This window comes from Lentzea sp. NPDC058436 (genome assembly GCF_042721515.1).
Taxonomy (GTDB): Bacteria; Actinomycetota; Actinomycetes; order Mycobacteriales; family Pseudonocardiaceae; genus Lentzea.
On the sequence record NZ_JBHXLF010000002.1, the window covers coordinates 1082695 to 1096410 of the forward strand.

Here is a 13716-nt window from a genome sequence, read left to right on the forward strand (position 1 = left end):
GTGGTTGAGCGGCGCGTGCCCGGCGTCCGGTACTCGCTGACGGCGGCGCAGGTCGACATGTGGCTGTCGGCCGAGTTGCTCGGGGACACCCCCGAGTTCAACCCGGCCCAGTACGTGGTCCTGCGCGGAGCCGTCGACGAGGAACTCCTGCGGACGAGCGCCCGTGTCGCGGCGGGGGAGACCGACGCGTACCGGCTCTTCTTCGGCGAGCACGCGGACGGCGCGCCCTGGCAGGCGATGGCCGACGACCTGCCCGCCGACGTCCTGCCCGTCGTGGACCTGCGCGGCGAGGCCGACCCCGCTGGTGCGGCACGCGCGTGGATGCACGCCGACGGCGCCCGTCCGATCGATCACCGAATGGCGCCGCTCTGGCGCTGGGCGCTGCTGCGCGTCGCCGACGCCGAGTACTGGTGGTACCACCGCGCCCACCACCTGATCACGGACATCTTCACGTTCAACCTGATCACCCAGCGCGTCGCCGAGATCTACTCCGGTGAGCACCGGCCGCGCTACTTCGGCTCGTGGGCCGACGTCGTGACCGAGGACGAGACCTACCGGCTCTCCGCCGACCGCGAGACCGACGAGCGGTACTGGCTGGACTCCGCGGCCACCCTGCGGGACCGCGAGGACGAACGCCGTCCCGAACGGCAGCGGCCGCCACGGCGGCGCACGGTCGCGGTGGACGCGGCGTTGCGCGAAGCCGTGCTCGAACGTTCGGCCGCGCTCGGTCTGCGCGTGCCGCACTTCCTCGTCTCGGCCTTCGCCGCCTACCAGCGGTCGTTGACCGACCGCGACGACGTGGTGTTCAGCCTGCCGACGGCCGCGCGCCGCAGCCCGTTGACGCGGTCGACCCCGGGGTTGCTGGCCAACGTCGCCCCCGTGGTCCTGCACCTTCCGGACGCGCTGACGGTCCGCGAGCTGACCGGCGCCACCACGTCCCGGCTCGCGGAGATCGTCGCGCGGTCCCGGTATCGCGGGGAGGACCTCGCCCGGCGGCTCGGCGTCACCGGCAACGGCGCCTGGTTCGGGCCGACGCTCAACGTGGTGGACTTCAACCGCTCGCGGAGCTTCGGGACCGACGTGGTCGCCGACGCGCCGCGCAACCTCGCGGTCGGGCCGATCCGCGATCTCACGGTCACCACCTACGGCTGGTCGCACGGTGACCATGCGTGGATCGACGTCGACGTCGAGGACGGTGTGGCCGCCGACGCCGAGCTCGTGTTGCACGAGGAGCGGTTCCTGGAGGTGCTGGACCGGCTCGCCTCCGGTCCGGTCGACGGGCGACTGCCGTCGTCCACTGTGGACCTGGCGCGGACGCGGCAGTGGGGTGCTGGTGCGCCGCAGGAAGCTGCTGCGAGCGTTCCGGACCTGGTCGCGGGTTACGCCGGCAGCGACAAGCTCGCGGTGGTGTGCGGTGACGAGCGGCTGACGTTCGCCGAGTTGAGTGCTCGGGCGGATGGGTTGGCCGGGCGGTTGCGGCGGGCCGGGGTGACGGTGGAGTCGCCGGTCGCAGTGCTGGTGCCGCGCGGGGTCGAGTTGGCTGTCGCGTTCCAGGGTGTGCTGCGGTCCGGTGGTGTTTACGTGCCGGTGAATCCTGGGTTGCTGGCGGAGCGGCTGGAGTTCCTGCTGGCGGATGCCGGGGTGGTCGCGGTGGTGACGACCGCGGCGCTGGCCGGTGAGCTGACGGCGGCGGGGTCGCCGGAGGGCGCTGGGTCCACACCGGTCGGCTTCTCCGGGGCGGTGCTGGTGGTGGAAGACGGGCCAGCCGGCCTCGGCGAGCCGCTGCCGCCGGTCGCCCCCGACGCGCTGGCGTACATCGCGTACACCTCCGGCTCCACCGGCCGCCCCAAGGGCGTCGCCGTCACCCACGCCGCTCTCTCGTCCTATGTGGCCGGTTGGCGTGACGGGCTGGCCGAGCTGGGCGGCCCCGGCACCGTGCTCTCCATGTCGGGCCCCGGTTTCGACGTGTCGATCGGCGACATGACGAGGGCGTTGGCGTTCGGGCAGACGGTGGTGTTCCTGCCGCACGACGAGGTCGTGTCGGTCGAGTCGCTGCACGAGACCCTGGTGGACCACGCGGTCGAGGTCGCCGAGATCGTTCCCGGCATGCTGCTGCGCGACCTCGCCGCCCACTGCCGCGAGGCGGGGCCGGTCGAGTCGTTGCGCCTGCTCATCTCGGGCACCGACATGTGGACCTACGACGCGCTCGTGTCCGCTGTCGAGGCCGTGGCGCCCAACGCCGTGCCGGGCAACGTGTTCGGCGTGACCGAGGCCGCGATCGACTCGATCTTCCACGCGGTGACCGCGCGGCCGGAGCACGAGGGCGAGGTCGTCCCGATCGGCGGGCCGCTCGCCGGTGTCGACGCGTTCGTCGTGGACGGGTCGTTGCGGCCGGTGCCCGTCGGTGTCGAGGGTGAGCTGCTGGTCGGTGGCGCCGGTCTGGCGCGGGGTTACGTGGGGCGTCCAGATCTGACCGCGGAACGGTTCCTGCCGGACGTGTTCGGCTCGGCGGGCGGCCGGCTGTACCGGACCGGTGACCGGGCGCGGTGGCGTGCCGACGGCGTGCTGGAGTTCCTGGGTCGTGTCGACGAGCAGGTGAAGATCCGCGGCTACCGGGTCGAGCCCGGTGAGGTCGAGGTCGTCATCGGTGATCACGACGACGTGCGCGATGTCGTGGTCGTCGCTCGCGATGGTGGACCGCACGGGGGCAAGCGCCTGGTCGCGTACGTCGTGGCGGAGGGTGAGTTCAGCTCGAAGGAGCTGCGTTCGTGGCTTCGTGAGCGGGTGCCGGACTACTTGGTGCCGTCGGTGTTCGTTGCGCTGGAACGGTTGCCGCTGACGCCGAACGGCAAGGTCGACCGGCGCGGGTTGCCCGACCCCGAGCCCGAGACCGCGGAGGCCTACGAGGCGCCTCGAACGTCCACTGAGGACGCTCTGGCGTCGGTGTGGGCACAGGTGCTGGGCGTTGGACGCGTTGGTGTGCACGACAACTTCTTCGAGCTCGGCGGCGACTCCATCCTGAGCCTGCAGATCGTGGCGCGGGCACGTGCCGCCGGACTGGGTCTCGGTGTGGCGGACGTGCTGTCGCACCAGACGGTCGCCGAGCTGGCGGCTGTCGCGCGGGACACGCCCGCGATCACCCTGGCCGAGCAGGGGGTCGTGACCGGTCCGGTGCCGCTGACGCCGATCCAGCACTGGTTCGTGGCTCAGGACGTCGAGGACCGCGACCACTGGAACTGGTCGGGCGTGTTCGAGCTGGCGCCCGGTACCGATCCTGTGAGGCTGAGCCAGGCGCTCGACGCCTTGGTCGCCCATCACGACGCGTTGCGGATCCGGTTCTCGGCCGACGGCCAGTACAACGCCGGCATCGAGTCCGTCGGCCTGAAGGTGATCGAGGGCGACGAGGCCGTGGCCGCCGAGATGACGGTGGCGCAGAAGTCGTTGCGGCTGGCGGACGGTCCGCTCGTGGCCGCCGTGTACTTCGACCGTGGCGACGAACCGGCGTGGCTGGGCCTCGTCGTGCACCACCTGGTGATGGACGGCGTGTCGTGGAACGTGCTGCTGGAGGACCTCGGCACCGCGTACCGCGCGGAGGAGCTGGGGCCGAAGACGACGTCGTTCCAGCAGTGGGCAGAGCAGCTCCAGGCGTTCGACGCGAGTGGTGAACGGGACCACTGGGCCGCGGCGACGTCCGGTGTGGTCGCGCTGCCGGTCGACGGCGACGGGCCCAACGACGAACGTTCGGCGCGGGTCCACACGACGCTGCTCGACGCCGCGACGACCAGCGCGTTGCTGGGTGACGCGCACAAGGCGTATCGCACGCAGGGCAACGACCTGCTGCTGTCGGCGCTGGTGCGCACGCTCGGTTCGTGGGCCGGCACCGACGAGCTGACCATCGACCTGGAGAGCCACGGTCGTGAGGCGATCGCGGACGGCGTCGACCTGTCGCGCACGGTCGGCTGGTTCACGTCGATCTTCCCGGTGCGGCTGAGCCGGCACGAGGAGATCGGCGCGACCGTGAAGGCGGTGAAGGAACAGCTGCGGGCCGTGCCGGGCCGCGGTGTCGGCTACGGCGCGTTGCGGTGGCTGCACGGCGAACTGGCCGACGCGCCGGATCGCCCGGTGCTGTTCAACTACCTGGGTTCCGTCGCGGGGACCGGGGATCTGCTGCGGCGCGAGCTGCCGGTGGCCTTGCGGGGCGCTGCCACTTCGGGCCGTGGCACGCGGTCGCACGTGCTGAACCTCGAAGTGACGCGCACCGCCGACGGGCAGTTGCAGGTCGAGTGGCACTACAGCGCGGACCTGCACGAGACCGAGACGGTGGAACGGCTGGCCGCGACCTACCAGCGCGAGCTGGAGGCGCTGGTCGCGCACTGCCGGTCCGGGGCCTCGGGCCTCACGCCGTCGGACTTCCCGTTGGCGTCGCTGGCGCAGAACGAGGTCGACCGGCTGGCGGCACGCTTCCCGCGCCTGGCGGACGTGTACCGGTTGGCTCCGGTGCAGTCGGGCATGTTGTTCGGTGTCGTCGGTGCTCCGGCTGAGGAAGGGCTCTACTGGGGCCAGGGGATCTACGAGCTCACCGGCACCGTGGACGCGGACCGGCTGGCGGCCGCGTGGCAGACGGTGATCGGGCGCCAGGCGGCGTTGCGCAGCGGGTTCGTGTGGGAGGGCGTCAGCGAACCGGTGCAGGTGGTGCTGGCCGACGTCGACGTTCCGCTGCAGGTGCGTGACTGGTCCGATGTGGACTCGGAGGCACAGCACGCGAGGCTGCGCGAGTTGGTGGACGAGGACCGCGCGCTCGGGTTCGACCTGGCCGCGCCGCCGTTGACGCGCCTGTACCTCGTCGACCGGGGGCTGGGGCAGCACTGGCTGGTGTGGGGTCTGTACCAGGGTCTGTGTGACGGGTGGAGTCTGCCCGTTGTGATGGACGAGGTGCTGGCGGCGTACGAGGGTTCGGCGCTGGCTCCGGCGCGGTCGTACCGCGAGTTCATCGCCTGGCTGGACGGCCGTGACGCCGGCGAGTCGTTCTGGCGGTCCTACCTGGACGGTTTCGAGGCGCCGACCCCGTTGCCGGTGGACCGGTTGGCCACCGACCACTACGCGCAGGACCGGCGGCGCACGCACCTCGACGCGACCGTGACGGCCGGGCTGGTCGAGCTGGCCCGGCGCGAGCGCGTGACGTTGTCGGCGGTCGTGCAGGCCGCGTGGGCCAAGGTGCTGTCGGCGTCCTCGGGTGAGGACGAGGTGGTCTTCGGCCTGACCGTGTCGGGCCGTCCGCCGGAGCTGGCCGGGGTCGAGTCGACCGTCGGCCTGTTCATCAACACGCTGCCGGTGCGCGCCGCGGTCCCCGCCGACGTGCCGTTCACGTCGTGGCTGCGCGACCTGCGGGACAACCAGGCCGCTCTGCAGCAGTTCGAGTGCACGCCGCTGGTCGACGCGCAGCGCTGGTCCTCGGTGCCCGGTGGTCGCGCGCTGTTCGACAGCATCGTGGTGCTGCGCAACTACCCCGGTGGCCAGACCCGCGTCGCCGACTTCGAGCTGTCGCCGCTGCTCGACTCGGTGGAGCAGGGCAACTACCCGCTCACCTTCGCCGTGGACGTGGAGGCCGAGCTCAAGATCGAGGCCGAGTTCTCCACGGCCGCTTTCGACGCCGTGACGGTGGAACGCGTCCTCGACCAGCTCGCGGTCGTGCTCACCGCCGTGGTGCGGCAGCCGGACCTGCTCGTGCGGGACGTGCCGTTGCAGCGTCCTGAGCAGGCCGCGGCACTGGTGGCGTGGGGCGAGACCCGCGAACCCGCCGCCGAACGCCCGGTGCCGGACCTGATCGACGACTGGGCGCGGATCTCACCCGAGGTCGCGGTGGTCTGCGGCGCCGAGAACCTGACGTTCGCCGAACTCGGTTTCCGGACCGAGGCGCTGGCCGGACGGCTCCAGCAGGCCGGAGTGGTCGTGGGCTCGAAGGTCGCGGTGCTGGTGCCGCGCGGGATCGAGCTGGCGGTCGCGTTCCAGGGCGTGATGCGGTCCGGTGGCGTGTACGTGCCGATCAACCCAGGCCTTCCCGCCGAACGGCTGGCGTTCCTGCTGGAGGACGTGGGCGCGACGGTCGCCGTCACGACCTCGGCCCTGGCCGGTGAGCTGACCGGACTCGCCGAGGTGCTGGTGCTGGACGACTCGCCGGGCTTCGGCGCGTTGCCGGTGCGGATCGATCCCGACGCGTTGGCCTACGTGGCTTACACCTCAGGCTCGACCGGTCGTCCCAAGGGCGTGGCGGTGACGCACGCCGCGCTGTCGTCGTACGTCGCCGGCTGGCGCGAAGGGCTCGCCGACCTGGGTGGTCCGGGCACGGTGTTGTCCATGTCGGGCCCCGGTTTCGACGTGTCGATCGGCGACATGACGCGAGCGCTGGCGTTCGGCCGGACCGTGGTGTTCCTGCCGCACGACGAGCACGTGACGGTCGAGTCGCTGCACGAGACCCTGGTGGACCACGAGGTCGAGGTCGCGGAGATCGTCCCAGGCATGCTGCTGCGCGACCTGGCGGCGCACTGCCGCGAGGCCGGGCCGGTCAAGTCGCTGCGCCTGGTGATCTCCGGTACGGACATGTGGACGCACGATGCGCTGACCACTGCCGTTGCGGAGGTGGCGCCGAACGCCGTGCCGGGCAATGTCTTCGGCGTGACCGAGGCGGCGATCGACTCGATCTTCCACCCCGTCGGTGAGGATCATCCTGCCGCTGTGGTGCCGATCGGTACGCCGCTGGCCGGTGCGCGGGCCGTGGTGGTCGACTCGGCGATGCGGCCTGTTCCCGTTGGCGTTCCCGGTGAGCTGCTGGTCGGTGGATCCGGTGTGGCGCAGGGGTACGTGAACCGGCCGGACCTGACGGCCGAGCGGTTCGTGCCGGACGTGTTCGGTGTCGGCGGTGGGCGTCTGTACCGCACCGGTGACCGGGCGCGGTGGCGTGCGGACGGGACGATCGAGTTCCTGGGTCGTGTCGACGAGCAGGTGAAGATCCGCGGTTACCGGGTGGAGCCCGGTGAGGTCGAGGTCGTCATCGGTGATCACCCCGGCGTGCGTGATGTTGTTGTGGTGGCCCGGGACGGTGGGCCGCACGGTGGCAAGCGGCTTGTCGCGTACGTGGTCGCCGAGGACGGGGACGTCAGCGGTCAGGTTCTGCGTGCGTGGCTGCGTGAGCGGGTGCCGGACTACTTGGTGCCGTCGGTGTTCGTTGCGCTGGAACGGCTTCCGCTCACGCCCAACGGCAAGGTCGACCGCCGCGGGTTGCCCGAGCCGGAGCCGGAGATCGTCGCCGAGACCTACGTCGCGCCTCGAACTCCTGTCGAGGAGACGCTGGCGGCGGTGTGGAGCGGCGTGCTCGGGGTTGAGCGCGTTGGTGTGCACGACAACTTCTTCGAGCTCGGTGGCGACTCGATCCTGAGCCTGCAGATCGTCGCCCGTGTCCGTGCGGCGGACCTCGGTGTGGACGTGGCGGACGTGTTCGCCCACCAGACCGTCGCCGAACTCGCTCTCGCCGTGCGCGAGACGCCGGTGGTCTCGCTGGCGGAGCAGGGTGTGGTCACCGGACCGGTGCCGCTGACGCCGATCCAGCACTGGTTCGTGGCGCAGGACATCCCGGACCGCGACCACTGGAACTGGTCGGGCATGTTCGGACTGGCTCCTGGCACCGATCCGGTTCGGCTGCGGCAGGCGCTGGACGTTCTCGTGGCGCACCACGACGCGTTGCGGATCCGGTTCTCGGCCGACGGCCAGCACAACGCCGGTGTCGAGGCTGTCGACCTGCTGCGGGTCGTTGCGGGCGACTCTGACGTGGCCGCCGAGATGACGGTGGCGCAGAAGTCGTTGCGGCTGAACGATGGTCCGTTGCTGGCCGCCGTCTTCTTCGACCGCGGTGACGAACCCGCGTGGCTCGGCCTGACCGTCCACCACCTCGTGATGGACGGGGTGTCGTGGAACGTCCTGCTGGAAGACCTCGACACCGCCTACCGCTCGGAGGCGCTGGGGCCGAAGACCGCGTCGTTCCAGCAGTGGGCGGAACACCTGCTGGAGCTGGACGCGGACGGCGAACGGGACCACTGGGTCGCGGCCACGTCGGACGTGGTCGCGCTGCCGGCCGACGCCGACGGCCCCAACACCGAGGCGTCCGGCGCCGTGGTGAGCACCTGGCTGGACGCGGACACCACCGCCGCGCTGTTCGGCGAGGCGCACAAGGCTTACCGCACGCAGGCCAACGACCTCCTGCTCGCCGCTCTGGCCCAGGTCCTGGGGGAGTGGGCCGGCAGCGACCACGTCACGGTCGACGTGGAGAGCCACGGCCGCGAGGACCTGGACCTGTCGCGCACGGTCGGCTGGTTCACGTCGATCTTCCCGGTGCGGTTGGACCGGTTCCACGACGTGGGCACGACGGTGAAGTCGGTCAAGGAGCAGCTGCGGGCCGTTCCTCGTCGTGGTGTCGGGTACGGGGCCCTGCGCTGGCTGCAAGGCTCGTTCGCCGATGCTGCCGACCGGCCCGTGCTGTTCAACTACCTGGGCGCTTTCGACGCCGTCGACTCGGTCGGCCTGATCCGGCGCGAGCTTCCGGCCGAGCTGGCCGGACCGATGCAGGGACCGGGCGGGACGCGCGCCTACCCGTTGCAGCTCGAAGTCGTGCGCGCGGCGGACGGCCGTCTGCGCATCGACTGGCTGCACAGCACGAACCTGCACCTCACCGGCACCGTGGAACGTGTCGCGGCCCGATACGTCGAGGCGTTGCGCGCGTTGGTGGCGCACTGCCAGTCCGGTGCCGCCGGCTTCACGCCGTCGGACTTCCCGTTGGCGTCGCTGGAGCAGGGCGACGTGGACGGGCTTGCTTCGCGCTATGCGTTGGCGGACGTGTACCGGTTGGCTCCGGTGCAGTCGGGCATGTTGTTCGGCGTGGTCGGCTCGCCGGTCGACGGTCTGTACTGGGGCCAGAGCGTCTACGACCTGGCCGGGCCCCTGGACGCGGACCGGCTGGCCGCCGCGTGGCGGACCGTGATCGCGCGGCATCCCGCTCTGCGCAGCGGGTTCGTCTGGGAGGGCGTCAGCGAACCGGTGCAGGTCGTCCTGGCGGGCGTGGACGTTCCGCTTCAGGTGCACGACTGGTCCGGCGTCGCGGCAGATGCTCAGCACGTGCGGCTGCGGGAGTTGCTGGACGAGGACCGCGCGCTCGGCTTCGACCTGGCCGCGCCGCCGTTGATGCGGTTGTACCTCGTTGATCGCGGCGAGGGCCGGTTGTGGCTGGTCTGGGGCTTGTACCAGGGGCTGTGTGACGGGTGGAGTCTGCCCGTCGTCATGGACGAGGTGCTCGCGGCGTACGAGGGTTCCGCGCTGGAACCGGTGCGGTCGTACCGCGAGTTCATCTCGTGGCTGGACGCCCGCGACCCTGACGAGTCGGAGTCGTTCTGGCGGTCCTGTTTGGACGGTTTCGAGGCGCCGACGCCGTTGCCGGTGGACCGGTTGGCGACCAACCACTACGCGCAGGAACGCCTCAAGACGAGGTTGGACGAGAGCGTCACCACCAAGCTGGTCGAGCTGGCACGTCGTGAGCGCGTGACGTTGTCGACGGTCGTGCAGGCCGCGTGGGCCAAGGTCCTGTCGGCGTCGTCCGGCGAGGACGACGTGCTGTTCGGGCTCACCGTGTCCGGCCGGCCCGGCGACCTGGTGGGCGTGGAGTCGATCGTCGGTCTGTTCATCAACACGCTGCCGGTGCGGACCGCGGTGCCCGCCGACGTGCCGTTCACGTCGTGGCTGCGCGAACTGCGGGACAACCAGGTCGCGTTGCAGCGCTTCGAGTACACGCCGCTGGTCGACGTCCAGCGCTGGTCCTCGGTGCCGGGCGGCCGAGCGTTGTTCGACTCGATCGTGGTGTTCGGCAACTACCCGCACCGTGAACTGCCCGACGACCTGACCGAGATTCCTGACGGCTACGCCTCGGTCGACTCGGTGGAGCAGGGCAACTACCCGCTCACGTTCGCGGTCGACCTGGAGCGCACGCTGCGGATCGAGGCCGAGTTCTCGACGGCCGCCTTCGACTCGGCGACCGTCGAGCGGGTCCTCGACCAGTTGGTGGTCGTGCTGACCGCCGTCGCGGAACGGCCTGAGTTGGCTGTCGTGGACGTGCCGTTGCAGCGTCCCGAGCAGGCGGCCGAGCTGGTGGCGTGGGGCCGGACGCCGGTGCCCGCCGCCGAGGCTTCGGTGCCCGAGCTGATTCGCGGGTGGGCTGGTGACGGCGTTGCCGTGGTGTGCGGTGACGAGCGGCTGACGTTCGCCGAGCTGGGTGCTCGGGCGGACGGGTTGGCTTCTCGGTTGCGGCAGGCCGGGGTGACGGTGGAGTCGCCGGTCGCGGTGCTGGTGCCGCGTGGGGTCGAGTTGGCAGTGGCGTTCCAGGGTGTGTTGCGGTCGGGTGGCGTGTATGTGCCGGTGAATCCGGGGTTGCCTGCTGAGCGGTTGGAGTTCTTGCTGGCGGATGCCGGGGTGGTCGCGGTGGTCACGACCGCGGGCCTGGTCGGTGAGCTGGCGGGGATCGGACTGGCCGGTGAAACCGCAGGGTTCTCTGGAGCCGTGCTGCTGGTCGACGACGTGTCCCCTGCCCCTGTTGAGCTCCTTCCGCCGGTCGATCCCACCTCCCTGGCCTACATCGCGTACACCTCCGGCTCGACCGGCCGCCCCAAGGGCGTGGCCGTCACGCATGCCGCCCTGTCGTCCTATGTGGCCGGTTGGCGTGACGGACTTGCCGCGCTGGGCGGACCTGGCCCGGTGCTGTCGATGTCCGGTCCTGGCTTCGACGTGTCGATCGGCGACATGACCCGTGCCCTGGCGTTCGGCCAGACGGTGGTGTTCCTGCCGCACGACGAGCACGTCTCCGTCGAGTCGTTGCACGCCACGCTGGTGGAGCACCGGATCGAGGTCGCGGAGATCGTTCCCGGCATGCTGCTGCGTGATCTGGCGGCGCACTGCCGGGTCGCCGGTCCTGTGGAGTCGCTGCGTCTGGTGATCTCGGGTACGGACATGTGGACGCACGATGCGCTGACCACGGCTGTGGCGGAGGTGGCGCCGAACGCGGTGCCGGGCAACGTGTTCGGTGTGACCGAGGCGGCGATCGACTCGATCTTCCACGCCGTTGGCGAGGATCATCCTGCCGCCGTGGTGCCGATCGGTACGCCGCTGGCCGGCGCGCGTGCTGTCGTCGTCGACCCGGCGATGCGGCCTGTTCCCGTCGGCGTGCCCGGTGAGCTGCTCGTCGGTGGTGCCGGTGTGGCGCGTGGCTATCTCGGACGCCCCGACCTCACGGCGACGCGGTTCGTGCCTGATGTGTTCACCGACTCCGGCGAACGCCTCTATCGCACTGGTGACCGTGCGCGGTGGCGTGCCGACGGGACGATCGAGTTCCTGGGTCGTGTCGACGAGCAGGTCAAGATCCGCGGCTACCGCGTTGAGCCTGGTGAGGTCGAGGTCGTCATCGGCGACCACCCGAACGTGCGTGATGTTGTTGTGGTCGCGCGCGATGGTGGGCCGCACGGCGGTAAGCGGCTTGTCGCGTACGTGGTTGCCGAGGGCGAGTTCAGCGTCAAGGAACTGCGTGCGTGGCTGCGCGAGCGGGTGCCGGACTACTTGGTGCCGTCGGTGTTCGTTGCGCTGGAACGGCTTCCGCTCACGCCCAACGGGAAGGTCGACCGCCGCGGGCTGCCGGACCCGGAGCCCGAGACCACCGGTGAGGCGTACGTCGCGCCTCGGACCGCCGCCGAGGAGACGCTCGCGGCCGTCTGGGGTGGCGTGCTCGGGGTCGAGCGCGTCGGTGTGCACGACAACTTCTTCGAGCTGGGTGGCGACTCGATCCTGAGCCTGCAGATCGTGGCTCGGGTTCGTGCGGCCGGGCTTGGTGTGGACGTGGCGGACGTGTTCGCAAACCAGACGGTCGCCGAACTGGCGGGTGTCGTGCGGGACACGCCTGCGATCACGTTGGCGGAGCAGGGCGTCGTCACCGGTCCGGTGCCGTTGACGCCGATCCAGCACTGGTTCCTCGCGGAGGACATCCCGAACCGGGACCACTGGAACTGGTCGGGGATGTTCGAGCTGGCTCCCGGCACCGATCCCGTCAGGCTCGGCGAGGCGCTCGATTCCCTTGTCGTGCATCACGACGCGTTGCGCATCCGGTTCACGCCGGACGGCCAGTTCGGCACGCCGGTCGACGGTGGTGGCTTCCTGCGCGTGGTCGACGGTGACGAGTCCGTCATCGCGGAGATGACGGCCGCGCAGACCTCGTTGCGACTGGCCGACGGGCCTTTGCTCGCCGCGGTCTACTTCGATCGCGGTGACGAGCCCGCGTGGCTCGGGTTGACCGTGCACCACCTGGTGATGGACGGCGTGTCGTGGAACGTCTTCCTTGAGGACCTGGACACTGCGTACTCCGGTCGGGAGCTCGGGCCGAAGACGACGTCGTTCCAGCAGTGGGCCGAGGTTCTGCAGGAACTGGACGCGCGGGACGAGCGCGAGATCTGGCTGGCCCAGACCGCGGACGTGGTCGCGCTGCCGCAGGACCGCGACGGACTGAACACCGAGACGTCGGCCGGTGTAGTGCAGTCGTGGCTGGACGCCGGCACGACCGCCGCGCTGCTCGGCGACGCGCACCGCGCCTACCGCACCCAGGGCAACGACCTGCTGCTGACCGCTCTCGCGCAGGTGCTGGGCGAGTGGGCGGGGTCCGGCCACGTGACGGTGGACCTGGAGAGCCACGGCCGTGAAGCGGTCGCCGACGGCGTGGACCTGTCGCGGACCGTCGGGTACTTCACGTCGATCTTCCCGGTGCGCCTGACGCACGAGAGCGACCCGGCGGCGGCGGTCAAGGCCGTCAAGGAGGAGCTGCGTGCCGTTCCGCGACGTGGTGTCGGCTATGGCGCGTTGCGCTGGTTGCAGGGCGATCTGGCCGATGCCGCCGACAGGCCTGTGCTGTTCAACTACCTGGGTGCTTTCGACGCCGTTGACTCGCACGGCCTGATCCGCCGGGAACTGCCCGCCGAGCTGGCGGGCCCGAGTGAGGGCGAGGGCGGGACGCGGTCGCACGTCCTGCAGATCGAGGCCCAGCAGGACGCCGAGGGGCGCCTTCGGATCGACTGGCACTTCAGCCACTCCCTGCACGACATCGCCACCGTTGAACGCGTTGCTGCCCGGTACATCGAGGCTTTGGGCGAGCTGGTCGCGCATTGCCGTTCTGCCAGTGGTTTCACGCCGTCGGACTTCCCGCTGGCGTCCCTGGCCCAGCCCGAGGTCGACCGGCTCGCCGAGCGGTACGCGCTGGCGGACGTGCACCGGCTGGCGCCCGTGCAGTCGGGCATGTTGTTCGGTGTCGCGGGTTCTCCTGTCGACGGTCTCTACTGGGGCCAGGGGGTCTACGACCTCGCCGGTCCTCTGGACGTCGACCGCCTGACCGATGCCTGGCGGACGGTGATCGCGCGCCACGCGGCGTTGCGCAGCGGGTTCGTGTGGGAGGGCGTCGGCGAACCGGTCCAGGTCGTGCTGACGGGCGTGGACGTTCCGCTCGACCTGCGCGACTGGTCTGGCCTCGACGACGTGGCTCAGCAGTCGCGGCTGCGGGAGTTGCTGGACGAGGACCGTGCGCTCGGCTTCGATCTGGCCGCGCCGCCGTTGATGCGGTTGTACCTGGTGGATCGTGGTGAGGGCCGGTTG

1 protein-coding gene (only partly in view) is annotated in these 13716 nt (G+C 70.8%); it reads left to right on the top strand.

The window, feature by feature from the left end; translation table 11 throughout:
* Positions 1-13716, top strand: the 5' end (the start) of a protein-coding gene (locus tag ACFWN2_RS12330) for a non-ribosomal peptide synthase/polyketide synthase (RefSeq protein WP_382427002.1). The gene runs 17256 nt beyond the window's last position; the window shows 13716 of its 30972 coding nt (coding positions 1-13716); the start codon lies at positions 1-3; its stop codon lies beyond the right edge, outside the window.